19 protein-coding genes are annotated in these 25,164 nt (G+C 66.2%); 9 read left to right on the top strand and 10 right to left on the bottom strand.

All coding sequences use genetic code 11. The annotated features are described in order from the left end of the window. The first annotated feature begins 157 nt into the window (after positions 1–157). Complete coding sequence (locus AC3WJB_RS04015; RefSeq protein WP_492678948.1) at positions 158–547, top strand: MbcA/ParS/Xre antitoxin family protein; 390 nt, start codon at positions 158–160, stop codon at positions 545–547. 9 nt (positions 548–556) lie between these two features. Beyond that, a complete protein-coding gene (locus tag AC3WJB_RS04010; RefSeq protein WP_492678946.1) occupies positions 557–1,249 on the top strand; it encodes an RES family NAD+ phosphorylase in 693 nt (230 codons plus the stop codon). Between the two features lie 421 nt (positions 1,250–1,670). Here AC3WJB_RS04010 and phhA read toward each other — a convergent pair whose 3' ends face one another. Beyond that, complete coding sequence (gene phhA / locus AC3WJB_RS04005) at positions 1,671–2,558, bottom strand: phenylalanine 4-monooxygenase (RefSeq protein WP_492678944.1); 888 nt, start codon at positions 2,556–2,558, stop codon at positions 1,671–1,673. Between the two features lie 136 nt (positions 2,559–2,694). Between phhA and AC3WJB_RS04000 the strand changes: the two genes are divergently transcribed. The 3 genes from AC3WJB_RS04000 to AC3WJB_RS03990 are packed head-to-tail and all read left to right on the top strand — an operon-like array spanning position 2,695 to position 5,030. Then, the gene (locus AC3WJB_RS04000; RefSeq protein WP_492678942.1) at positions 2,695–3,186 is read left to right on the top strand and encodes an Lrp/AsnC family transcriptional regulator; all 492 of its coding nucleotides are present in this window, start codon (positions 2,695–2,697) and stop codon (positions 3,184–3,186) included. Between the two features lie 18 nt (positions 3,187–3,204). Beyond that, positions 3,205–4,020 carry a lysophospholipid acyltransferase family protein gene (locus AC3WJB_RS03995; protein WP_492678940.1) on the top strand — a complete coding sequence of 272 codons (816 nt, stop codon included), beginning with the start codon at positions 3,205–3,207 and terminating at the stop codon, positions 4,018–4,020. After that, positions 4,017–5,030 (top strand): YheT family hydrolase, encoded by a 1,014-nt coding sequence (locus AC3WJB_RS03990; RefSeq protein WP_492678938.1) that lies wholly within the window; start codon positions 4,017–4,019, stop codon positions 5,028–5,030. The genes AC3WJB_RS03995 and AC3WJB_RS03990 overlap by 4 nt, the downstream gene beginning before the upstream one ends. A gap of 41 nt (positions 5,031–5,071) precedes the next feature. On the opposite strand, the gene AC3WJB_RS03985 is transcribed toward AC3WJB_RS03990, so the two are convergent. After that, positions 5,072–8,944, bottom strand: coding sequence for a GH36-type glycosyl hydrolase domain-containing protein (locus AC3WJB_RS03985; protein ID WP_492678936.1), 3,873 nt, complete (start codon positions 8,942–8,944; stop codon positions 5,072–5,074). A gap of 208 nt (positions 8,945–9,152) precedes the next feature. Here AC3WJB_RS03985 and AC3WJB_RS03980 point away from each other — a divergent pair, with 208 nt between their 5' ends. The 4 genes from AC3WJB_RS03980 to gnd are packed head-to-tail and all read left to right on the top strand — an operon-like array spanning position 9,153 to position 14,322. Then, positions 9,153–10,478 carry a glucoamylase family protein gene (locus tag AC3WJB_RS03980; RefSeq protein ID WP_492678934.1) on the top strand — a complete coding sequence of 442 codons (1,326 nt, stop codon included), beginning with the start codon at positions 9,153–9,155 and terminating at the stop codon, positions 10,476–10,478. Further along, positions 10,456–11,850: a glucoamylase family protein gene (locus AC3WJB_RS03975; protein WP_492678932.1), complete on the top strand. Its 1,395-nt coding sequence runs from the start codon at positions 10,456–10,458 to the stop codon at positions 11,848–11,850. The genes AC3WJB_RS03980 and AC3WJB_RS03975 overlap by 23 nt, the downstream gene beginning before the upstream one ends. Before the next feature lie 2 nt (positions 11,851–11,852). Then, complete coding sequence (locus tag AC3WJB_RS03970; RefSeq protein ID WP_492678930.1) at positions 11,853–13,415, top strand: mercuric reductase; 1,563 nt, start codon at positions 11,853–11,855, stop codon at positions 13,413–13,415. Position 13,416: 1 nt separating this feature from the next. Further along, on the top strand, positions 13,417–14,322 hold the full coding sequence (gene gnd, locus AC3WJB_RS03965; RefSeq protein WP_492678928.1) for a phosphogluconate dehydrogenase (NAD(+)-dependent, decarboxylating): 906 nt from the start codon (positions 13,417–13,419) through the stop codon (positions 14,320–14,322). Between the two features lie 243 nt (positions 14,323–14,565). Here gnd and AC3WJB_RS03960 read toward each other — a convergent pair whose 3' ends face one another. The 8 genes from AC3WJB_RS03960 to AC3WJB_RS03925 form a co-directional block, all read right to left on the bottom strand. Continuing rightward, the gene (locus AC3WJB_RS03960) at positions 14,566–15,162 is read right to left on the bottom strand and encodes a DUF488 domain-containing protein (protein WP_492678926.1); all 597 of its coding nucleotides are present in this window, start codon (positions 15,160–15,162) and stop codon (positions 14,566–14,568) included. A 219-nt stretch (positions 15,163–15,381) separates the two neighbouring features. Beyond that, on the bottom strand, positions 15,382–15,594 hold the full coding sequence (locus AC3WJB_RS03955) for a hypervirulence associated TUDOR domain-containing protein (RefSeq protein WP_492678924.1): 213 nt from the start codon (positions 15,592–15,594) through the stop codon (positions 15,382–15,384). Between the two features lie 121 nt (positions 15,595–15,715). Next, a complete protein-coding gene (locus tag AC3WJB_RS03950) occupies positions 15,716–16,420 on the bottom strand; it encodes a LytR/AlgR family response regulator transcription factor (RefSeq protein ID WP_492678922.1) in 705 nt (234 codons plus the stop codon). Continuing rightward, the gene (locus tag AC3WJB_RS03945; RefSeq protein WP_492678920.1) at positions 16,417–17,472 is read right to left on the bottom strand and encodes a sensor histidine kinase; all 1,056 of its coding nucleotides are present in this window, start codon (positions 17,470–17,472) and stop codon (positions 16,417–16,419) included. Before AC3WJB_RS03945 ends, AC3WJB_RS03950 begins: the two co-directional genes overlap by 4 nt. A gap of 36 nt (positions 17,473–17,508) precedes the next feature. Further along, positions 17,509–18,225, bottom strand: a complete 717-nt coding sequence (locus AC3WJB_RS03940) for an alpha/beta hydrolase (protein ID WP_492678918.1) — start codon at positions 18,223–18,225, stop codon at positions 17,509–17,511. Positions 18,226–18,344: 119 nt separating this feature from the next. Continuing rightward, the gene (locus AC3WJB_RS03935; RefSeq protein ID WP_492678916.1) at positions 18,345–20,552 is read right to left on the bottom strand and encodes a penicillin acylase family protein; all 2,208 of its coding nucleotides are present in this window, start codon (positions 20,550–20,552) and stop codon (positions 18,345–18,347) included. Positions 20,553–20,725: 173 nt separating this feature from the next. Continuing rightward, positions 20,726–23,824, bottom strand: a complete 3,099-nt coding sequence (locus AC3WJB_RS03930) for a VPS10 domain-containing protein (protein ID WP_492678914.1) — start codon at positions 23,822–23,824, stop codon at positions 20,726–20,728. Between the two features lie 111 nt (positions 23,825–23,935). Next, positions 23,936–25,132 carry an alpha/beta hydrolase family protein gene (locus AC3WJB_RS03925; protein ID WP_492678912.1) on the bottom strand — a complete coding sequence of 399 codons (1,197 nt, stop codon included), beginning with the start codon at positions 25,130–25,132 and terminating at the stop codon, positions 23,936–23,938. Positions 25,133–25,164 lie beyond the last annotated feature (32 nt).

The following is a 25,164-nucleotide window of genomic DNA, read 5'->3' as shown; positions in this document are numbered from 1 at the left end:
TCATCGTATCCGCCACCCGGTGGCGACCATGTGGGCAGTCGCTGGACCAACCTGTCGTCCTCCGCTCATTTGCAGGCCGCGAAGGGATGCTCCGGATGATCGACCCAGGCTCGCCATATGCAGTAAACTACCAATGTACTTCATGGGTAGAGTTCGCATGAATCAGCCGAATCCCAGCCAGGCAGTCACCATCGACCCCGCCGGAGCCGCCTTGCGGGCATTCTTCCGCATGGCGGAAGCGTGGGATTTGCGCGTCGCGGAACAGCGCAAGCTGCTGGGCGAACCGCCGGAATCGACGTTCTACAAATGGAAGCGCCAGAAGGAGGGTGCGCTGGGACGCGACACGCTGGAACGGATCAGCTACCTGCTGGGCATCTGGAAATCGCTGCAGATCCTGTTTCCGGACCCGGCGCAGGCGGATGCGTGGCTGGCCAAGCCGAACCAGGCGCCAGTGTTCGGCGGGCAGTCCGCACTGCAGCGCATGCTGTCGGGCAACGTCGCCGACCTGTACGTGGTGCGCCAATACCTGGACGCGCAGCGCGGTTAGGGCTTGTGCATGTCGACCGCGACCGTCCCGCCCCCCGTCAAACGCATCCGCTGGACCCGGGCCTGGCGCATCGTGCCCAGCCGCTTCCCGCCCGTCGGCGTGTTCGACCGGATTGCTGATCCGGCCGACCTCGACGCCTTGTTTGCGCTCGAGGCGGCGACCAATCCGCGGCTGCGCGACGCCCTGGATGCGCTGCGCCTGGTACCGCCGGCGCGGCGCGTCAGCGGCCCGGGCAGTACACCGGTCATGGCGGCGTTCACCCATCTCGACCCGGCGGGCAGCCGTTTTTCCGACGGCAGCTGGGGGGTGTTCTACGCCGGGCACAGCGTCACCACGGCCGTCGAGGAGACGGTGTTCCATCGCCAGCAATTCCTGGCTGCCACCGCCGAGCCCGCCTGCGAGATCCAGATGCGCTGCTACCGCACGGCGGTCGACGCCAGGTTGCATGACATCCGCGGCGGCTGGAGCGCGGCGCAGGACGCCGCGAGCTACTCTGCCAGCGTGGCGCTGGCGCGCGAACTGCGCGGCGCCGGCTCCAACGGCATCGTCTACGCCAGCGCGCGGCATCGCGGCGGCGAGTGCGTGGCCGCGTTCTACCCCGACGTGGTAGCGCGCTGTGTGCAGGCACAGCACTTCGTCTACCGCTGGGACGGTCGGCGCATCACGCAGGTGTTGCAAGTCAGCGAAGTCCAGCGGCCCTAGGGAGACTCTGATCTATCGGCGTCATCCCCGCGAAAGCGCACTACTGTCCGGAACGTTTTCGGAACCGCCTTTGCTTCATCTACGGTATCGTGCCAGGACGCCGAAACCCTACCTGGCGTCATTCCCGCGAAAGCGGGGATGACGATGGAGGTTCGAGGGTCTGGGTAAGACAACGGGGTGACCACCTTTTTTTGAGTCCAGGTTGCGCGTGACAGCCGTCCAGCCTTGCGTCGCCACGTCTTCGGTGTCGCGGCACGAATTTATTCCGGACAGCAGTGCGCGAAAGCGGGGATCCAGTGAGGTCAAGCTGTTGAAGTTAAAGGGCACTGGATTCCCGCTTTCGCGGGAATGACGATCGAGAACATGTTGTTCAGAGTTCCCCTAGGCGTCCACGGCCGGGCACGGCGCCCGTGCCGCGAGTTCACACGTCGGCGTCGGTGGCCCAGCCTTCGCCGTTGCCACGGGTGAACACGCGATCATCCTCGAGGACGCTGCGTGCGGCGAACGTCGGTTGCTGCGCCAGCCTGGCGTAGATCGGTGTGAAGTCCGGGCGTGTGGCGGTGAAGAGCTGCTCGAACGCATCGATCACGAAGTAAGTCTGCTGGTAGGTGTCGATGCGATAGCGCGTGCTCATCACGCGCTCCAGGTCGAAGCCGATGCGGTTGGGCGCCGGCGAGTCGAGGCAATAGATGGATTCGCCCTTGGAACTGACGATGCCGGCGCCGTAAATGCGCAGTCCTTCGGCCGTGTTGATCAGGCCAAACTCGACCGTGTACCAGTACAGCCGGGTGAGCCTTGCCAATGCCTCGGGACCAATCGCGAACGCCTTCATACCGCCGCGGCCGTAGGCCTGCATATAGTCGGCAAACACCGGGTTGAGCAGCAGCGGCACGTGACCGAAGAGATCATGGAAGAGGTCAGGCTCACTCAGGTAGTCCATTTGCCCGGGCTGGCGGATCCACCAGGTGACCGGGAAGCGCCGGTTCGCCAGATGGTCGAAAAACACCCGGTCCGGCAGCAAACCCTCCACGCCAACCAGCTTCCAGCCGGTGGCCTTGGCCAGTACCTCGTTCAGCTCGTCGAATTTCGGGATGCCGCCGGCGCCGAGCCCGAAGCGCTCCACGCCATCCAGGAATTCGCGACAGGCGCGGCCCGGCAGCAGTTCGCGCTGGCGTTGGAACAGCGCATCCCAGACCGCATGGTCCGTCGTGCTGTACTCCGCCCATGGTTGCTCGACCACGTCGGTGGCGTACACCGGCACGTAGCCCAGATCGGTCTGTTGATGTTCAATCTTGCGTGCGGCAACCATGGCCCACCTCCCGCATTTTGCTTCGCCCTCCAGCATAGGCCGGATGCGACGCACGATAGTTGCGTTGTACGCGCCATGGCGCGTGCTCATAGGATATCATTGCGTGAAAACATGATGACGTGATTATTTATTGCTTATGACCTCATTGGACCGCACGGACCTGCGCCTGCTGGCCATTCTGCAGACCACGGGCCGCATTACGAACGCCGAGCTCGCCGAGCGCGTCAACCTGTCGGCCTCAGCCTGCCTGCGCCGCGTGCAGAGACTGGAAGATGCCAAGGTCATCCGCGGCTACGCCGTGCACATCGATCCCAAGGCCGTGGGCCTGGGTCTGGAAGCGTTCGTGCGCGTGCAACTGAGCAAGCACGAGTCCAGCGCGGTGGACGCGTTTGCGCAGTTGGTCAATGGCTGGGACGAAGTCATTGCCTGCCATGCCCTGACCGGCAACATGGATTACCTGCTGCACATCCAGGTCACCGACCTGGAAGATTTCTCGCGCTTCCTGCTGGACCACCTGCTGAATGCCGCCGGCGTCGCCGACGTCAATTCCAGCTTCGTGCTGCGCACGGTCAAGCCGCCCGGCGCCTTGCCCCTGTCGCGGGTCATGGCTGGCGGTGCGGCCAACTGACGTTAGACTCGCAGTTTCATGGATACCGATCCCGCTTCTGCTCCCTCACCCGATCCCTGGCGTCCGCTGCGTTTCGGGTGGCGCGTTGCGCTGGTGCTGGTGCACCTCGTCGTCGCCATCCTCATCTGCGCGACGGTCGTGAGCTGGAAACGTGACGCCGTCATGCGCAACGGGCACGAGCCATTCACGCATCGCGTGCAGCGCGCCTGGTCACGCCACTTGCTGCGTATCTTCGGCCTGCGCGCAATTCGTTTTGGCGAGCCGACAAGCGATCCGGCGTTGTTTGTCGCCAACCACACCTCATGGCTGGACATCGAGGCCATGCATACGCAGCGCGCGGCGTGCTTCGTGGCCAAGGCTGAGATCAAGCATTGGCCACTGGTCGGCTGGCTGGCGGCGTCCGCCGGCACGATCTTCCACCACCGCGGCAACAACGGCTCGTTGAACCACGTGATGCAGACCATGGTCGAGCGCATGCGCGCAGGCCGCTCGGTCGCGGTATTCCCCGAAGGCGGCACCAGCCACGACGGGGCCACCGGCGTGTTCCACGCCAGGATCTTCCAGACCGCACTGGATGCCCAGGCGCCGGTACAGCCGGTCGCCTTGCGTTTCGCCCGCAACGGGCAGAGGGTGCTCGATCGCAGCTTCCGCGACGGCGAGAGTTTCGTGCAGAACATCGTGCGGTTGCTTGGCGCACCGCCGCTGGACTTTGAGATCCACTTCCTCGAAGTGGTACCGGCCAGTCCCAATGCGCGCCGGCATATGGCTGAGCTCTCGCGCGCGCGCATCGCCGCCGTGCTGGACATCGACAGTTCAAACAAGCCCCGCGCATGAACCCGCCGCTGGGCACCGAGTTCCATCCACCGTGGCCGCTGCGCAGCGGTCATCTGCAAACCATGTTGTCTTCCAGCGGCGTGCGTCGGTTCCTGTTGCCACGCGCGGCGCGTAGCGTGGCGGTGGACGCACAGCCGGTGATCCTCGACGGGGGCGAACATATCCGCCTCTCCGGTGCGTATACGGCGCAGACTGCGCGCACCGACGCCCGTGGCCTGGCCGTGCTCTTCCACGGCTGGGAAGGCAGCATCGATTCCACCTATGTGCTGCAGACCGGCAGCCGCCTGCTGGCCGAAGGCTGGGACGTGTTCCGGCTGAATTTCCGCGATCACGGTGCCAGTCACCAATTGAACGAGGACTTGTTCCATTCGTGCCGCCTCGACGAAGTGGTGTACGCCGTGGCGGATGTCGCCCGGCGCTGGCCGGCCCGGCCAATGTGCCTGGCCGGATTTTCGCTGGGCGGGAACTTCGCCCTGCGCGTGGCGCTGCAGTCGAGCCGCGTCGGCATTCCGCTGAGCTACGCGCTGGCGGTGTGCCCGATCATCGACCCCAGCGAAGGCCTGTATGCGCTGGAGCGCGGCGCGCCCTGGTTCTATCGGGCCTACTTCATGCACAAGTGGCGGCGGTCGCTGCGCACCAAGCAGGCCATGTTCCCGCAGCACCATTATTTCGAGATGGCCGAGCTGAAGCAGGGCCTGCGCGGCCTGACCGAGGCGCTGGTGAAGCGGCACACGGACTTCGCCTCGCTGCAGCAATATCTGGACGGCTATTCCATCGCCGGCGACGCGCTGCGCTCGATGCAGATACCGGCATGCATCCTCGCCGCACGCGATGATCCGGTGATCCCCGCGCACAGCTTCGACGAGCTGCGCCTGCCGCCCAACATCGAGCTGGACATGGCACCCTACGGCGGGCATTGCGGCTTCATCCGCGACCATGGCCTGACCAGCTTCAGTGACGGCTACATTGCCGCGCGCTTCAACGCGGTCGCCGCGGCCGCCGGGCACTAGCCAGCTGGCGGCTATCGACCACGCGGCCACGACTGCGGACTTCAGCCGAGCACGACGCGCACCAGGTGCGCCGTACCATCGTCGGCCAAAGGCACGTAGCCTTCAGCCAGCGCCTGGCCGTCCAGTTCAAGCCGCTTGATCCCCCGGCCAACGCCGTCGGGGTTTTCCACCGTGATCGCATAGGGCGTCAGGTGCTGCGCGCCGCGACGCTGCCAGGTCATCGAGAAACCCGACCAGGTCGGCGGGATGCAGGGCTCGACGCGCAGCCTGTCCCCATCCAGGTGGAAACCAAGCAGCGCCTCCAGCCCGGCGCGATACAGCCACGCCGCGGAGCCCGTATACCAGGTCCAGCCTCCGCGCCCGATGTGCGGCGCCACCGCGTAGACATCGGCGCAGGCGACATATGGTTCCACCTTGTAGCGCTGCACCGCGGCGGGGTTGTCGCTGTGGTGGATCGGGTTCAGGATGTCGAAGGTGCCCGCAGTGCGCACACCGTCGCCGAGCTGGGCCCAGGCAAACACCGTCCAGATGGCGCCGTGCGTGTACTGGCCGCCGTTCTCGCGCACGCCAGGCGGATAGCCCTTGATGTAGCCGGGGTTCTCCTTGGCGTGATCGAACGGCGGCGTGAACAGGCGGGAGAGGCGGTGGACATGGTCGACCAGCAGCCGGTCCACTGCCGCCATGGCAGCGGCCGCGTGCGGTGCGGGCGGCGCGCCGCTGAGTGTGCTCCAGGACTGGGCAATGCTGTCGATCCAGCACTCCTGGCTGCTGCTGGAACCCAAGGGCGCGCCGTCGTCGTAGTAACCCCGCCGATACCACTGTCCGTCCCAGGCCTGCTCCAATGCCGAACGCAGGGCGTCGGCGTGCTCCAGCCAGCGCTGCGCCCGCGCCTCGTCGCCGCGCTGCCGCGCCAGTGGTGCGAATGCGGCGATGGCCGCGCACAGGAACCAGCCCAGCCACACGCTTTCGCCACGACCCTGGGCCCCGACGTTGTTGTAGCCATCGTTCCAATCGCCGGTGCCCATCAGGGGCAGCGCGTGGGCGCCAAGAGCCAAGCTCGAATCCAGGCCCAACGCGCAGTGTTCGTAGACGCTCGCCGACTCGCCCTGGCCCGGCTGGAAGAAGGCATCGGTCGCGCCTTCGGCAATGGACTGCCCGGTCAGGAACGCCACCGGCTCGTCCAGCAGCGCGACATCGCCGGTGAACGCCAGGTAATGGCTCGCCACGTAGGCCAGCCAGATGCGGTCGTCGCTGATCCGGGTACGGATGCCCTGGCCCTTCGGGGGCAGCCACCAATGCTGCACGTCACCGACCGCGAACTGGCGCCCGGCGGCGCGCAGCAGGTGCTCGCGGGCGAGGTCCGGACGGGTGACGCACAGGGCCATCACGTCCTGCAACTGGTCGCGGAAGCCATAGGCGCCACTCGCCTGGTAGCCGGCTGTGCGCGCCCACAGGCGACAGCTGGTGACCTGGTACAGCAGCCAGTCGTTGAGCATGATGTCCAAGGCACGATCGGGCGTGTGCACCTGCACGGCGTCGAGCACGCCGGACCACTGCGCCGCCACCTCGCGGAGTACCGCATCGAAGTCCCGGTCGCGGTACTTGGCGACCAGTGCCTGCGCGTGGGGCCCATCGGCCGCGTCGCCAAGCAGGAACAATACGTCGATTTCCGTGTGCGGCGGCAGCTCGATCACCGTTTGCAGCGCGCCGCAGGGATCGAGGCCGGCGCCAAGCGCGCCCGACAACGGCTTGCCACCATGCAGCGCCGCCGGTTGCGCCATGCTGCCGAGGGTACCGAGCAGCTCGGCGCGATCGCCACTCAGCGATTGCTGCACGCCGCCGAGGTCCATGAACGCCACGCGGTCGGCAAAGTCCGGACGCCACGGATTGCGTGCCAACAAGGCGCCCGTGTCCGCATCGCGGCTGGTGGCCACGAAGGGTGCCGGCACCGTGCCATTCGCCCCCAGCATCCACTCGACATAAGCGGTGACCCGCAAACGCCGCGTGCGCGCCGAGCGGTTGACCAGCCGCAGCCGCGACAGCTTGATCGAATCGCCGGTGGGCACGCATTGGGTGAGCTCCACGGCCAGCTCATGGGTGACGTGGCCAAAGCGGGTCCAGCCCTTGCCGTGGGTCACGACGTAGTCCGTGTCGGCAAGGCGGATCGGCAGCGCGGTGGCACTCCACAACACGCCAGTGTCCTCGTCGCGCAAGTACAGTGCCTCGTGTGGTGTGTCGCTCACCGCGTCGTTCGGCCATGGCGTCAGCGGGTTCTGCTGGCTGTTCAACGACCAGGTGTAGCCGGCCCCCTCGGCCGAGACGAGGAAGCCAAACGTCGGATTGGCAATCACGTTGATCCACGGCGCCGGCGTGGTATGTCCTTGCCGCAACTCGATGCGGTAGCTGCGGCCGCCATCCACGAAGCCACCAACGCCATTGGGGAACTCGAACGGACCAGGCTCGGGCGAGGCGGCAGCAGCCGGCCGGGTCGCGCGGACAGGCGTCACGGAGACCGGCGGAATCGCCGATGGCGTTGGTGCCGGCTTGGCCGCCGCCGCATCCAGGACGACCCGGGCAAACGCCGTCAGGCCGTCACGCAAGCCAGCGTCAATGCGGTCCTCGCGCAGCGCAAACACTTCGGCCTTGGGCTGCGCGGGGTGTGCCTTCAGCGCCGCCTGCTGCTCGTCGAGCAAGGGCTGCAACGCCGCATCCAGCGCATTGGCATCCGCGCTGCCGTCGGCCGCGCTGAGCAAGACCACGTCCACCGCGAAATACTGCGCCTGCCACCAGCGCTGGACCCGCAACAGTTCGCGCACCTGCTCCAGCCCGGCGCCATCGCGCAGCCGCAACAACAGCAGGGGCCGGTCACCGGATATGCCGGCGACCCACAGCGTGGGCGCGCCGCCATGGCCACGCTGGCGATCCGTGGCCATGGCGCGCTCGCCGGCATCGTTGCCGACCAGTGCGCCCAACCAGCGTTCGGCACGATCGTGCAATGGCGCATCCACGGCGTGGCGCTGCTGCCGATCAGTCGCCTCCTGGCCTGCCGCGGCAAACAAGCGTGCCGCGCTGTCGCCATCGCCAAGCTCGCTGGCCAGGGCCAGCGCCTGCGCACGGTTGTCGCCGACTCGGGTCCACAACAGGAGGGTCACGCTCTCGCGCGGGGCCAACGTGAAATGCTGGCGCAAGCTGGATACCGGATCGAGCACGCAACCCACCGTCCGTTCCAACCGGGCGCCCGGCAGCATGGCCTGCGCATTGCGCAGCGTGCGGCCACGGCCCAGCCAGCGCGCGCGGTCGGTCTCGTAACCGCAGCCATCGTCCACCGGCCGGCCCAGGACCTGCATGGCTTGCGCCAGCCACAGCGTCGGCTCATGGACATCGCGCCGACGCCGCGTCGCCAGCAACATCGCATGGGTCGCATCCCATTCGGTCTCGACGAACATCTTGGAGAATGCCGGATGGGCGTCGTCTGCCGCGGCCGGGCCCAGCACCAGCTCGGCGTAACTGGTCAGCGAGAGCCGGCGCGTGTGGTCGCCATGGTTGCTCACGCTGAGCCGGCGCAGTTCGACGTCACGCCCGGGGTCGACCGCGACCTCGAGCACGCTGTGCACGCTGTGATGGCGACGCACGAAGCGCGCACTACCGGGAGCAAACGTGACCTCATCATCAGGCATCGGCGTGCCCAAGGGTTGCCGCGTGACTGACCAGGCCCGGCCGCTTTCCTCATCGCGCAGGAACAGATAGCTGCCCCAAGGATCGGTTGTCGGGTCCTCGCGCCAGCGCGTCACCGCCGCACCGCGCCAGCGGCTGTAGCCCGAACCCGTGGCGTCGAGCAGGACACGGTAACTGCCATTCGAGAGCAGATGACAGTGCTTGACGGCCATACCGGATGAGTTGGTGGCTGGGGTCATGGTTCGATCTCCTGGCGCAGACGCAAGCTCCAGCATGCGCCGATTCCTGCCTGCATGGCGTCAAGACAACCGATACCGCTCGCCCGGGCAGACGCATTGGCATTCACCTGCACCAACAAGCACGGCAGGGTAGGATGAACGCGACCGTGCATCGCACCGCCCGCGGCCATCGCCATCATCCCGATCAAAGGTTTCGACTCGCGCCCGCATGTCCACTCGTGTGCTGCCATCCACGCAATTGATGCAGCGCCTGCAAAGCAAGGCGTTCGCCTATTTCCGCTACGAGACCAACCTCGAAAACGGCCTGGTGTCAGACAAGACCGCACCGGATTGGCCGTGCAGCATCGCCGCGACCGGGCTGGCCTTGAGCGCGTATCCGGTTGCCGTCGAACGTGGACTCATGAGCCACAAGACGGCGCTCACGCGCACCTTGAAGACCTTGCGTTTCTTCCGCGACAGCGTCCAGGGCAAGGCCGCCAATGCCACCGGCTACCGGGGCTTCTACTACCACTTCCTGGACATGCAGACCGGACGCCGTGCCTGGCACTGCGAATTGTCGACGGTCGACAGCGCCCTGCTGTTTGCCGGCATGTTGACGGCCGCTGCCTATTTCAACGCCGACACGGCGGCGCAACGGGAAGTCCGCGAGCTCGCGCAGTTCCTCTACGAACGTGCCGACTGGCGCTGGGCGCAGGCGGCCGATGGCACGATCGGGCATGGCTGGTATCCGGAACACGGCTTCATCCCCTACCGCTGGCAGGGCTACGACGAGGGCTTGATGTTGTACATGCTGGCCTTGGGCTCGCCGTCGCATGCGGTGCCGCCAGCCGCCTATACGGCCTGGTCGTCAACCTACGAATGGAAGCATTGCTACGACCTCGACTATCTCTATTGCGGGCCGCTGTTCACCCACCAACTGTCGCAGATCTGGCTGGACCTGCGCGGCGTCCAGGACGCGTTCATGCGCGACAAGGGTAGCGACTACTTCGAGAACAGCCGGCGCGCCACCCTGATCCAGCAACGCTATGCCATCGACAACCCGCTTGGCTTCAAGGGTTATGGTAGCGACTGCTGGGGCATCACCGCCAGCGACGGGCCCGGCCCTTTGACGCTGACCGTGGACGGCGTGCAGCGGCACTTCCTCGACTACGCCGGCCGCGGCGCACCCGGTGGCGTCGACGACGGCACGATTGCGCCGTGGGTGGTGGCCGCCTCGCTGCCATTCGCCCCGGACGTGGTGTTGCCGACGCTGCACCACTTCATGCATACCCTGCAGTTGCACGAGCATCATCCGTATGGTTTCAAGGCCAGCTTCAATCAGACTTGCAGTGACGCTGCGTCTCCTTCTTCGCCCGGCTGGGTATCGCCATATTTCTTCGGCCTGAACCTGGCCCCGATCCTGCTGATGGTGGAAAACCAGCGCAGCGGCATGTTGTGGAAGCTGCTGCGCTCGTCCCGGCCCGTGGTCCAGGGCTTGCGCCAGGCGGGCTTTACCGGAGGCTGGCTCCGCCATGACCAGGCATCCGGCGCGTGAAGCCACGACGACCATGACCAGGATTGCCACGCACATGGACATGGCTCTTGCCGCGCCAGCCGCGGGTACCGAAGTGGGCATCGCCGCGCTCCTGGCGCTCGACGACGACGCCTTGCTGGAGCACCTGCAGCGCGCGGCGATCGACTATTTCCTGCATGCTGCCAATCCGGCCAACGGCCTGGTTGCCGACACCACGCGCGAGGGCTCGCCGTGCAGCATCGCGGTGGTCGGCTTTGCCTTGTCGGCCTACACCATCGCGGTCGAGCGTGGCTGGTTGGCCCGCGACGAGGCGCTCGCCCGCAGCCTCGCCGCCCTGCGCTTCTTCCGCGACAGCGAGCAGGACGAGGCGCCGCTCGCGACGGGCTATCGCGGCTTTTACTACCACTTCCTGGACATGCACAGCGGCCAGCGCACCTGGCAGTGCGAGTTGTCGATGATCGACACCGCACTGCTGCTGGCCGGAGCGCTCACCGCATCCAGCTATTTCACCGCGGACACGGCGCCAGAACGCGAATTGCGTGCGATCGTCGACACGCTCTATCGCCGGGTCGACTGGTGCTGGGCGCAGGGCGGCGCGACGACCCTGCGGCAAGGCTGGAAACCGGAAAGCGGCTTCCTCAACTACGGCTGGGATGGCTACAACGAGGGCCTGATCCTGTACGTCCTGGCACTCGGCTCGCCGACCCACGCCATTGACCTTGGCCACTATGCGGCGTGGACCGCCACCTACCAGTGGGAAAACCTGTACGACATCGACTTCCTCTACGCCGGGCCCCTGTTCATCCACCAGTTCTCGCATGCCTGGATCGACTTTCGCGGCATCCGCGACGCATTCATGCGCGAAAAGCACTGCGACTATTTCGAGAACAGCCGGCGCGCCACCGAGGTGCAACGCGAATATGCGCGGCGCAATCCACACTCGTTCCGTGGTTACGCCGAGGATTGCTGGGGCTTGACCGCCTGCGATGGGCCAAGCGATCCGCCCGCGGCGGTGGCCATAACGGGGCGGCCATTGTTTGGCTACGCCGCGCGCGGCGTACCCTACGGCCCGGATGACGGCTCGATCGGCGGCTGGGCGCCGCTGGCCTCCTTGCCGTTCGCTCCGGAGCTGGCCCTGCGCGCGACCCGCGCCATGTTGCGGCGCTATCCCGAAATCCTGCCGGAGCGGCAATTTGCCAGCAGCTTCAACCCGAGCCTGGCCGCTGCCGATGGCCCGGCCTGGGTGGCTGCCGGCCACTTCGGCCTGGACCAGGGCATCGTCAGCCTGATGATCGAAAACCAGCGCAGCGGCCTGGTCTGGCGCCTGCTGCGCGGCTGCCCGGCGATCCGGCGCGGCCTGCAGCGCGCCGGCTTTCGCGGCGGGTGGCTGTAGCCGTGGCCGCTCCTGCCGCCATGCCGGAACGGGCACCACCGCGGCCTTCCGTGCCGGACGATGCCAGCGAGCACGAACGCCTGGCCAGCCTGCACCCGCCTGACTGGCACAACCCGCAGCCACAACCGCGCTACGACCTGGTCGTGGTCGGCGGCGGCACCACGGGCACGGTGGCCGCGCACGCCGCGGCGCGCGCCGGCGCGAAGGTTGCGCTGGTCGAGCGCCACCTGCTTGGCGGCAATTGCCTCAACATTGGCTGCATCCCATCCAAGGCCCTGATCCGTACCTCGCGCCTGTATGCCGAGATGCGCGACGCGGAACGTTACGGTGCGCAGGTCCCCGGCGACATCCGCGTCGACTTCCCCGCCGTGATGCAGCGCATGCGCGCAATCCGCGCCCGGCTCAGCCGGACCTGCTCGGCTGCCGACCTGGCCGCCGCGGGCGTCGACGTGTTCTATGGCCTGGGCCGCTTCACCGGGCCGGACAGCCTGCAGGTCGGTACCACCCAGTTGCGCTTCGGCAAGGCGCTGGTCGCCACCGGTGCGCGGCCGGACACGCCGCCGATTCCCGGCCTGGTGGCGGCCGGCTATTACACCAATGCCAGCGTCTTTGACCTGACCACGCTGCCACCGCGCCTGCTCGTGATCGGCGGTGGTCCACTCGGCTGTGAGATGGCGCAGGCCTTTTGCCGCTTCGGCGCGCACACCACCATCGTCCAGCATTGGCCGCTGTTCCTGCCACGCGAGGAACGCGACGCGGCCCAGATCCTCTCCGCCGCCCTGGCACACGACGGCATCGCGGTGCGCCTCAACACCCAGGTGGTGCGCGTGCGCGAAGAAAACGGGGAAAAACTCGCCGACCTGGTCAGCGACGATTACCACAGCACGATCGCGGTCGACGCAATCCTGACCGGCGCCGGCCGCGTGCCCAGCGTCGAGGGCCTGGGCCTCGAGGCCGCCGGGGTCGCCTACGACGCCGCGCGCGGCGTGCACGTGGACGATTTCCTGCGCAGCAGCAACCCGCGCATCTACGCCGCCGGCGATGTCTGCCTGGAAGACAAGTTCAACGACACCGCCGACGCCAGTGCGCGCATGGCCGTGCGCAACGCGCTCCAAGGCGGACGCGAGCGCCTGAGCAGCCTCATCACCACCTGGTGCACGTACACCGATCCGGAAATTGCCCACGTGGGCATCTACGTGCGCCAGGCACGCGCACGCGGCATACCGGTCAAGACCTATACCATCCTGATGCACGATGTCGACCGCGCGGTGGCCGACAGCGAGGAGGCCGGCTTCGTCAAGATCCACGTGCGCGAAGGCAGCGACCATATCCTCGGCGCCACGATCGTGGCGCGCCATGCCGGGGAGATGATCAACGAAATCACCCTGGCCATGCAAGGAGGCATAGGCTTGTGTGCCCTGGGCCGGGTCATGCACCCGTACCCGACCCAGGCCGAGGCGATCACCAAGGCCGCCGAGGCCTGCGCGCGCGCGCTCGGACGTCCGGCCATCACGCCGCGTTGGCGACGCTGGTTGCACGATGCGGGATGGACTCGAGGAGATTGACATGAAACTGGGCATGATTGGTTTGGGCAAGATGGGCGCCAACATGGCGCAACGCCTGCTGCTTGGCGGCCATGGGGTAACGGGCTTCGATCCCAACGCGGCCGCACGCAAGGCGCTGGAGCAACATGGCGCAGCCTCGGCCGACACGCTGCAGGCCCTGGTCCAGGCGCTGCAGCCGCCGCGCGTCCTGTGGCTGATGGTGCCATCGGGCAAGATCACCGACGACACGGTCGATGCGCTGCTGCCGCTGCTGGCCAAGGGCGACACGGTGATCGACGGCGGCAACTCCAATTACCAGGACACGCTGCGCCGCGCGAAGGTGTACGCCGACCACGGCCTCGGCTATGTCGATTGCGGCACCAGCGGCGGCGTCTGGGGCCTGAAAGAGGGCTACAGCATGATGGTCGGCGGCGCCCCCAAGACCGTCGAAGCGCTGCGGCCCATCTTCGAGACACTGGCGCCGGGCAAGGACCAGGGCTGGGGCCACGTCGGTCCGGTCGGTTCCGGCCACTTCACCAAGATGGTGCACAACGGCATCGAATACGGGCTCATGCAGGCCTACGCCGAGGGCTTCTCGATCCTGAAGCACAAGCAGGAATTCGGCCTCGACCTGCATCAGATCGGCGAGATTTGGCGCTACGGCAGCGTGGTGCGCTCCTGGCTGCTGGAGCTGACCACCGACGCGCTGGGCAAGAACCCGGAAATGGACGGCGTCGCCCCCTACGTCGTGGACTCCGGCGAAGGCCGCTGGACCGTCGCCGCCGCACTCGAGCTCGACGTGCCGGCGCCCATCATCACCGCGGCACTGATCGAGCGCCTGCGCTCGCGCGACAGCGACTCGTTTGCCGACAAGCTGCTGGCCTCGATGCGCAACGAATTTGGCGGCCACGCAGTCAAAAAGGAATAAGGTCGACTGCGCCGCTCAGTGGAGGCGATGGGGACGCCTGTGCCGGCAGATCCCGCTGCAACGCCGTGCGCGTAGGCCGCAAGCGTGTCGGGCGCAGCCATTGGATCGACGAACAAGTCGTCCAGCGTCAGCACTCGCCGTTCGTGCCGGTCGAACACGGAGCTGGTGTTCAGGGGGATTGGGTGCATTCCACCAGCAGGCTCCCACGGGTTTGTCGCCAATGGAACTGCGGTTCACCGGTGCTCAACACCTCGCGGCGGGCGGCTTGCCGGCCTTCAGTGGTGCCCCGCGGTCGGCCTCGTAGGTCAACCGGCCATCCACGATGCGGGCGGGCGCGGTGTAGGGGTGCGGGTTGCCGTGGCGTTCGTCGATGATGTGGATGACCTCGATGCCGCGCACGCTGAGAAAATCGGCGAGCATCGAGCGGTGGCAGCGCCACCACACCGCCTCGGCGCACATGACCGTGGTGCGGCGGCCGCGCGCAAAGTCGAGCAGCTCGGCCACGCCCTCGGCAAATTCAGGGCTCTCCATATAGTCCGCGTAACCCTGGAACGAGGCGTTGCGCCAGGCGGTGTTGCGCGAGCCACGCCGTACCTGGCGGCGTCCACCCAACTGCGGCAACCAGCGGTAGGCAATGCCCTGCGCCGGCAGGCTCACGGCCAGTTCGTCGCGCTGGAAGTACGGGTAACGGCGCGACCCGGGAAAGCGGCGGATGTCTGCAAGGGCCTCAATCGCGTAATGCCCGAGCAGGCCGCGGAACTCTTCCAACGTGCGCGTGGAATGGCCGATGGTCCAGATGCGCGGCACGCCGTCGGAAAAGGGGTCAGTGTCGAACGACACTTACTTAAGCCCCGTCATCCCCGCGAAGGCGGGGATCCAGTGCCTTTGTATGACTCGAAAGCGGGCGTAGTCCATGGATTCCCGCCTCCGCGGGAATGACGAAAAGTGAGGTTTCGCGCTTAAGTAAGTGCCATTCGAGGCAGGGTCATTCTTCGACCCGGCATCCTCCGCCTGACCGTGACCGTTGCCCGAAAAATGACGCTGATCCCTTTTCACGGCTCACTCGATCTTGTGCAGCGCCGAGCCCTTGTGCAGGGCGATGTGCTCGGTCTTGTCGCTCTTGATCTCGTACTGCGGATCGTCCTTGCTGCAGCGGTGCATGTGGCCCTTGTACTCGGTATCGCTGGTGTGCACCTTGATGATCTTGCCGCTGACGTGCCCCGCCTCGGAGTTCCAGCGCACGTGATCGCCCACCTTGAATGCCTGAGTCATGTCTTTACCTCCTCCACCATGCTGCCACGAAGAGAGGAAAAGGGGTCAGCGTCGTTTTTCGACGCCGCATCCACCAACCGGTTCCGACCGCAGGTCGAAAAATGACGCTGACCCCTCTCCTTCACAGCCGCAGCAGGCGGCGCACGACGGCGAGATTGCGCCGGCTGACTTCGGGCGCGAAATCGGTGCCATCCAGGCGCGCGAGGACGCGGCCGTCACCCAGGGTCTTCAAGCCCAGCAGGCGCGCGGGCGGCACCAGGCAATTGCGGTGCAGCCGGACCAGCAGCTGCGGATAGGCGTCCTCCAGCTGGCGCAGCGACTCCTCGATCAGCAACTCGCCATGGCGGTGCCTGACCACGACGTATTTTTCCTCGGCCAGCAGGCAGATCACGTCGTCCAGCAACACGCGGATTTCCTCGCTGCCCAGCCGCCCACGCAGATAGACCGGAGGCTCCTCGGCGGCCTCGGCGAGGCGGCGCTGGGCGCGCACCAGCGCGACGCGCAAACGCTCCAGGCGCACCGGCTTGAGCAGGTAGTCGATGGCATCGAGCTCGAAGGCCTCCAGCGCATGCGTGTCGTAGGCCGTGCAGAAGATCACCTGCGGGCGCCCCTTGCCCATCCAGCGCTGGGCCACGGCCATGCCGTCGAGGCCGGGCATGTTGATGTCGAGCAGCACGATCTCCGGCTGCAGTTCGTGGGCGGCGACCAGCGCGCGCTCGCCTTCTGCGAGCGCTCCCACGACTTCGACACCTTCGCATTCACGGAGCAGTGCGGCCAGGCGGGCCCGCGCCAAGGGCTCGTCGTCAACGATCAGCACGCGGCTCATGGCTGCGCGCCGGGCAGCTGCAGCGTCACCACGAACTGACCCTGCTGCGCACCAGTCTGCATGCTGGCTTGCGCGCCGTAGCGGTAGGCGATGCGCTGGCGCACGTTGTCCAGGCCGTGGCCGTTGCCGGGAGTCGAGGCCGTGTCGGGCAAGGGGTTGCGAATCTCGATCAGCACGCCGGTACCCAGCCGTTCGCCACGCAGGCTGATCTCGCCGCCCCCGCGCAGCGGCTGGATGCCGTGGCGCACGGCATTCTCCACCAGCGGCTGCAACAGCAGGCGCGGCAGTGGGAAGCCGGCCGGCAGGTCATCCAGCTCGCGGTGGACATGCAGGCGCTCGCCCAGTCGCAACTGTTCGATCCCGAGATAACGCTCGATCAACTCCAGCTCCTCGCCCAGCGTGCCGTCTCCAGCGTCATGCTGGTCGAGCGCGGCACGGAAGAGCTCGCACAGATCCTCCACGGTGCGTTCGGCGCCGGCGGGGTCGACCCGGATCAAGGCCGCCACGGTGTTCATGCTGTTGAACAGGAAATGCGGTCGGATGCGGGCCTGCAAGGCTTCCACCTGGGCGCGTGAAACCGCAGCCAGGCGTGCCTGCCACTGCGCCAGCACGTAGAAGTAACGCAACATCGCCGCGCCGAGCAGGGCCGCGATGACCACGTTGTCGCGCACGAACTCCGGCAAATCGGCGCGGATCAGCCCGGTACTCAGCGACGTATCCAGCCAACTGGCAATGCCGCTCGCCACTTGCACGATCAACACCAGGAGCAGCCACACGCCGACATAGGGCAGGCGGCCGGGCAGGCGCTGCAGGAATGGGCGCAGCTTGCACAGCGCCACGGTCATGACCAGGGCGAGCCAGGTGACGAACAGCATGCCCACGCTGTAGGCCGCCCAGTCTCGCGGCGCATCGCGCGCCAGCCACATGATGGTGACCGTCAGCGCACCCACCACGAACAACGCGAACAGCGCCGGCAAGTCGCAAAAGTCCGGCAACGGACTGTGCGAGGGGTTCGCTGCGGGTGAGCGTGAAGTTGTTTTGGCCGGCTGCATGCGCGCCAGTATGCCGCAGCAGAAAAGGTGTCAGGGTCATTTTTCGACCCCGTCTCCTGCAATTGGTCTGGACCGCCGTTCGAAAAATGACCCTGACACCTTTTCTCCCAGCCAGGCGCGCAAGTCGCCGATTTCCTCGGCGCAGACCGCGTGCCCCATCGGGTAGACATGCCAATCGACGCTGTAGCCGAGCGCGCGCAACTGATCGCGGGATTCCGCGCCGCGCCGCATCACCACGACAGGATCGGCGGTGCCGTGACCCCAGAAGATCGGCGTCGCGGCATTGGCAGCGCTGCGCTCCGCGGCCAGCGTGGTGTGGATCGGAACATAGGTTGACAGGGCAACGATGCCAGCCAGCGTCTGCGCGTGACGCAGTCCGGCGGCAAGCGCGATCGCGCCGCCTTGCGAGAATCCGGTCAGCACGATGCGTCTGCTCGGCACGCCGCGCTCGTGCTCACGGACGATGAGCGCTTCCACTTCGCCAATCGAAGCCCGCACGCCTGCTTCGTCCTGGCGCGCCATGAGGTCGAACCCCGCAATGTCGTACCACGCACGCATCGGCATGCCGTTGTTGACTGTCACCGGCCGCACTGGCGCGTGCGGAAAGACGAAACGCAGTGGCGGCCAAGAGGGATCCACCAGCTCCGGCACGATCGGTGCGAAATCATTGCCGTCGGCACCCAGCCCATGCAGCCAGATGATGCTGTGGGTCGGGTTGGGACCAGTCTCGTGTTCGACAGTCGGCAGGCCCATCGCATCCTCGCAAATTCAAACTGGAAAAGCCGTGGCCAATCTACCGCATCGTCATTCCCGCTTTCGCGGGAATGACGATGCGGTACAGGAGTGACGAAGATACGATTATTCAGAGCCCTTCAAGAGCCGGGATGATAGACGCGCTCGGTATGGTCCTTGAGCTCCTCGGGCCAGAAATAGACCGGGCGCAGGTTGCCCGTCGCATAGCGGTTTGCCTGGTCGGTGAAGTGCGCTGAATCGGCATGGCCACTCTGGCCGCCCGCCTTGATCGCGCGCGCACGCACCTTGGGCCCGAATTCAACCGCGGCGACGAAGCTGTTGCCGCTGTTGCCGTAGAAGCGCCTGGTACCGGGCCAGCGGTGGGCGCCAAACGAGGCCAGCGAGCCCCAGCGCGAGGACGTGAACGGCACCGGGATACTCGGCTTGGCATCATCGAAATGCGGCGTCAGCGTGTCGTCCAGGCGCTGGAATCGGTTGACCTCGCCCCAGGGCACGCCCCAACTGCCGAAATCCTGTTGCAGCCGTTCGACAGCTTCGGCCAGCGCGCCCAGGCGTGCCTTGGCCCCGGCCTTGTCGGCCATCGCGTCATAACGCGACAGGCCCTCGGCGGTGTCGGCCTTGCTGACCTCATCCCACAGCGTGTCGCCCCAGAACACGGCCAGGGTGGTCGGCATGGAGGCGATGCCCCAACGGTAGTCCCAGCTGCGCAGCAGGCCGATCGGGCCGGCCAATTTCGCGCGCAGTGGATCGTTCGCGGCGAGCGCATCGTAATCGGCAAGCAGCGGCGGCAGCTGCCGCGCGAAGGCCGGCAGGTAGGAATCGAACGCCTTCGTGATCAGCGATGGAATGCTGAAGCCGTTCGCGTCGGTGAGCAGTCGCGTCGCGTGCAGGCCGCGCGGGTTCTCGCCAAACGTGTCCATGTAGCGCGGATAGTCCGCCTGCTTCGGGCTGTACTTGCCTGCCGCCGAATATGGCCAGTCGTTCGTGTTGAAGACCCAGCCGTTCGGCGGATTGACGACGCTGGGCATGTCCGCCAGCGGCGTCAGCCCCTGCCAATCGGTGGCCGGATCGCTGCCGTCGACCGGCTTGGTGTAATCGAAACGGTTGTCCCGCTTGGGGATGAACTGCGGCATCAGGAATGCGATGTTGCCCTTGTCGTCGGCAAACAAGGTGTTGTTCGAGGAATTCGCCTTGAGCTCGGCCACCTTCATGTAGCTGGCGTAATCGGTCGCCTTGGTGCGCAGCCAGCTCTGCTCCAGCGCCGGGATCGGCCGGTTCATCAGTGCCTCGGCAATCCACTTGCCATTCTCCTCGCGCACGATCGGGCCGTGATGGGTGAAATACCCGGTGAACACGCGCGACTGCATCGTGCCGTCGCCGGCGCGATAGCGCACCGTGATCTGCCGCGTGGTGACCGGCCGCAGTTCCTTGCCGTAGCGATAGAACAGCTTGCCATCCTTGTGCACGATGGTTTCGGCAAATTCGTCCACGGCGTCGACGCCGGTGGACGTGTGCATCCAGCCAATGTGCTGGTTGAAGCCCTGGTAGATGAAGAACTGGCCCCAGGTCGATGCGCCATAGGCATCCAGCCCTTCGTCGCTGGACATTTGCGATTCGCTGCGGAAATAGAACGTGACGTGGGGGTTGATCAGCAGCAGCGCATGCCCGTCGGTCGTGAGCTTGGGTGCAATCGCGATGCCATTAGAACCCGTCGGCTCGGCCCAGCTGGCGGGTTCGGCGGCAGCCAGCGCCGGGTGCTTGTCACCGTAGAACGCCGCCAGCGGCTTCAGCTCCACGCGTTCGGTGTCGCCACCAATACTGCCCTCGGTGAAGGCCAGCGCCATCCACGGCTCATAGTGCGTGATGACTTTCGGCTGGACGTCTGGATGGCTGGCCAGGTACCAGTTCATGCCGTCGGCCCAGGCATCCATCAGCTTGCGCAGGTAGGCCGGGCTTTGCTTGTACAGCTTCTTCAGCACCACCGGGTCGATGAAGAGCTGCTGGCGCAGGTCTTGCCAGATCGCGGCCTCGCCGTCGGCCTGCGCGGTCCAGCCGAGTGCGGTGAGATAGTTGCTCTCGACGCGGTTGAAGTCGTCCTCGCACTGCGCGTAGATCATGCCGAACACCGCGTCGGCATCGGTCTTGCCGTGTACGTGCGCCACACCCCAGTTGTCGCGGGTGATCGTCACTGCCTGCGCCGTGGCCTGCAGCCGCGCGTGTTCGGCCGCGGACACCGCCGGTTGCGCCTGCGTCGATGCGGCGAACGCCAACAACAAGGCCGGCAGCCAAAACCGGCAACACAACGACTTCATTGCAAATGCACGCATGGGCGATGTCCCTCGAGTCCTTGTCATGACGACGGTGGAGGCAGCGGCGCGGTCATCGGTCGCGACCGCGCGTAACCCGCGACGCCGACGCCAACAATATCAGCCTGCGCGGCATGGCGCCGCGGCGCCATGCCAAGACCTGAGGCAACCGGCCGGCAGACCAGCGTACTCACCTATTTCGCCGGCACCGGACCAAGCACCTTCTGCAATGCTGCCAACTGCACATCCAGCGCCGCACGCAGCGTCTGGTAACGGTCGATCGCGTCGTGCCCGATTTTCTGGTCAGCACCATCGGTCATGCCGTAAAGGTAGGTGATGTTGCCCTGCAACTGGGGCTCGCTGTAACGCACGGGCGGGGTCTCCAGTTTGGCCGCGATGGCGTCCAGTTCACGCAGCCTGGCCTTGTCCGCCGCACTGCTCGCGTCCTTCAACCTGGCCTGTGCCGCCTTCAGTCGCTGCACCGCCAGGTTGACATCCGAGACCAGGTCGCGCACGCGCATGTTGTGCTCGAATTGCTGCTGCATGTCGGCCAGCGTCACGCCGTTGACGGCGCTGCGCGGGTCTGCCTTCAGCACCAGGGACTGGGTCTCCGTCCATGCCGCTGCGCCCGCGGAGGCGTCGACGGTCAGGCGCACGCTGTACGCACCCGGTACGGCAATCGGGCCGCGCGCGGGCCGGAAGCCGCCGCTCTTCTCACCCAGCGGCGCGGGGTAAGTCAGGTCCCAGATGAAGCGGTTGACGCCCTGGTGGGCCGGGAGATCCGCGGCCGTATGCCACAGGGGTGCCTGGCCCGGCTTGGGGGCTGCCACCTTGGCTGGCTCACCGGCGGCGGTGAAGGTCCGCACGGTCTTGCCGCTTGCGTCGAGGATCTCCAGCGTGACCTTGCCGGTCGGCTGCTGCGCGAAGTAGTAGTCGATCATCGCGCCCGGCGGCGGATACTGCGGGACCGCCGTGGCCGGGGTGCCCGGCCCGATGCCGAACATGCCGCCGCCTGCGCGGTAGTACATGCGGTAGGCATCGCGCGGTTGGAACAAATGCGCATTGCCAGCCTTGATCGCATCATTCCACTGGTGCAGTGGTGTCAGGTCATCGAGGATCCAGAACGCCCTGCCCTGGGTGGCCAGCACCAGATCCTTGTTGTGCACCGTGATGTCGGTGACTGGCGTCACCGGCAGGTTGAGCTGCAAGGACTCCCAATGGCCGCCGTTGTCGAAGGACACATACAGGCCAAACTCGGTGCCGGCGTAGAGCAGGCCCTCGCGCGAGGGATCCTCGCGCACCACGCGCGTCGGATCGTCGGCCGGGATGCCGTTCTTGCCATCGGTGAGCCGCGTCCAGCTCTTGCCGTAGTCGTCGGTGCGGTAGATGTAGGGTGCAAAATCGCCCATCAGGTAGCGGTATACGGCGATGTAGGCCGAGCCGGCGCGATGCGGCGAGGGTTCCAGATACTGCACGCGTCCGCCCGGCGGCAGGCCCTTGGGCGTGACGTTGGTCCAGGTCTTGCCGTCATCCTGCGTGACGTAGACCGGACCGTCGTTGGCGCCAGTCCAGATGAGTCCCTTTTGCAGCGGTGACTCGCGGATCGCGTACAGCGTGGCGTACATCTCCTCGCCGGTCATGTCGCGGGTGATCGGCGTGCCGCTGATCATCTTCATGTAGCGCGGGTCGTGCGCGGTAAGGTCCGGGCTGATGCGCTCCCAGGTGACGCCTTCGTCGCGGCTGCGATGCACGTACTGCGAACCGTAGTAGATGACATGCGCGTCGTGGGGAGAGAGCTCCATCGGCGAGGTGCGCTGGAAGCGATAGGTGAGCTGGCCCGGCGGCACGCCATACAGCGACTGCGCACCGACCCAATACTGCTGTTCCTGCCCGGACTTGAGCGACATGCGGCTGAACTGGCCCTTGCACGAGCCATACACGATGTCGGGGTCGCTGATGTTCGGCATGATCGGTCCCGTCTCGCAGCCGGGTCCGGTGCGCCATTCCTCGACCTGCCCGGTGTTCAGCGGCAGGCTCGGCACGATCAAGGTGGTGCTGTCCTGCTGCGCTCCGTACAGGCGATAGGGAAACTGGTTGTCCGTCACCACGCCGTAGATTTCCGCGGTGGGCTGGTTGTACTGCGTGGACCAGGTGTGCCCGCCGTCGAAGGAGACATTCGCGCCGCCATCGTTGGCCTGGATCATCACCTTGCCGTCGTGCGGGTTGATCCACATGTCGTGGTTGTCGCCGTGCGGGGTCGGCAGGCGGGCAAAGGTCTTGCCCGCATCGGTCGATTTGAAGAAGCCTTCGGCGCCAGCGTAGACCACGTCCGCATTCGTCGGGTCGGCCGCGAGCGTGGTGTAGTAGAACGGCCGGGTGATGAGCTCTGGTTTGGAGGTCACCAGCGCCCAATGCGCGCCGGCGTCGTCGGAACGGTACAAACCACCACCGGGCTTGGCCTCGATCAGGGCGTACACCCGCTGCGGATTCGCCGCGGTGACGGCGAGGTTGCTCTTGCCGAACAGGCCCGCGGGCAAGCCATTGGACATTCTCGCCCAGTGGTCGCCGCCGTCCGTGCTCTTGTACAGCCCGCCATCGGTCGATCCACTGATGATGGTCCAGGGCTTGCGTTGCCCGTGCCACATGCCGGCGTAGATGACGTTCGGGTTGCCGGGCTGGAACTCGAGATCCGAGGAACCCACGCTGTTGGAAACGAACAGTATTTTTTGCCAGGTCTTGCCGCCGTCACGCGTGCGGAAGACGCCGCGCTCGGCATTGTCCGTGAACGCGTTGCCGACCGCAGCGACATACACGACGTCCGGGTTCGTCGGATCGATGCGCACCGCGCCGATCTGGCCCGCATCGCGCAAGCCGACAAACTGCCACGTGGCACCCGCATCCGTGGACTTGTAGACGCCCCGGCCCGTGGACACGTTGCTGCGGATGCCCTCGGAGCCCGTACCCACATAGACGATGTTCGGATTGGACAACGACACGTCGACCGAGCCCATGGACCCGACGGGTATCTGCCCGTCCGAGATCGGCACCCAGCTCGCGCCCGCATCCGTCGTCTTCCACAGCCCGCCGCTGGCAACGCCCATGTAGAACGTCCGCGGCTGCGACGGCACGCCGGTGACCGTCGTGACCCGACCGCCGCGGGCCGGCCCCACCATCCGGTAGTGCAGATCCGAATGCGCACCCAGGAAATCCGGCGCGTTCTGCGCGGCAGCCGGCAGCGTCAGCGGCAACAACAACGCCGCGGCAAATACGAAGAGCGCAGTCAACCTGGTCATAAGAAACTACCCCTGTCAAACCCATGGAGTGGCGGACGACGAACCGCCCGCCCCATATTGTGTCGCGATCCCCAACTCAGGCCGTCCCTGCCATGCAGCACACGCGCCAGCTTACTTGGGAAAGATGACCGGCAGCACGTTGCCCGTCGTGTAGATGCAGCGGTCGTTGTGTCCACACTCGGAAACAATGATCACGTGGGGCTTCGCGCCCAGGTTGTCCTGGATGTATTTCGCATAAGCCTCTCCCCGTGCACGGCGGGTCGGTCCCTGGGCCATGGCGCCCGGCGAACTGTCGAAGCCACCCAGGGGCAGCACATCCACCTGGCCGAGCAGATAAGTCGTCTTGCGTTCGGCCAATTGCTTGCGCAACTGGTCGGCGCTCATGTCCTTGACGTAACCACCGAGGCCTTCCATGCCCTTGGGCCATTGGTCGTAGGTCGGGACCCTGGTCGCATCGAACGGACCGTACTTGAAGTCGGTGCTGACCGTTTCGCCCTTCATCGCCTCCTTGTAGGCATCTTTCGGATCGGCGTCGCCGACCGGCAAAGGCCGATCCGCGGACGGCCACGCGTAACTCGATGGATTGGCCACCGCATAGCTCATCGTGATGCCATCGAGCGTGCCATCCAGCTTGTTCGCCATCTCATAGCGGTTCGTGAACTGGCCGCCAGCCGAATGCCCGGCCACCACGATATGCGTGAGGTTGGGAAAGTTCTTCTTGTCGGCCAGCCTGCGCACGATCGCGTCGACGAAATCGAACGAGGTGAGCCCGGGATCGGTCACGGATACCCCGCCATCGCGCCAGTTGATCGGGTTGTCCTTGTATTCGGGCCAGACCACCTCGTTCTCCTGGCGCGGATCGCTGCGATCGATCAGGTGCGGCGCAACGACCACGGTATCGTCCAGTGCACTGCCGATGAAAGCCGCCGTGGTTGCCGTACGGAAATAGTGGTCTGCATTGCGCAGCGCCCCGTGGACCATGATCAGCGCACGCGTCACCTTCGGGTTCGGGGTGTCCAGCGCATAGGTCGAAAAAACCATGGAGCGCGCCGGACCATTGCCATAGGTGATCCAACGCTCACAGGCCGTGGCTGCCTCGACGCACGGCATGGCCACCGACGCGGAAGCGCCTTCCGCCTCGGCCGCGGCACCCGGTGTCACCGCCTGGTTCAGTCCCGCCTGGCCTGGTCCCGCGCCACCCGAACCGCACGCGCCCAACAGGCACGCGAGGACGGCGACCGCAAGCGGGCGTCTGGCGCGCGCGAATGTGCGGCCCACCCTGGAACCTGCGAGATGTTGCGTCGGCATGGAAGTCTCCTCTGTATTCCTGCCAATGGTAT

The organism is Rhodanobacter sp. FW510-R10 (genome assembly GCF_058781105.1).
The sequence above is the reverse complement of the archived record's forward strand: the minus strand, read 5'-3'. Positions and strand labels throughout refer to the sequence as shown.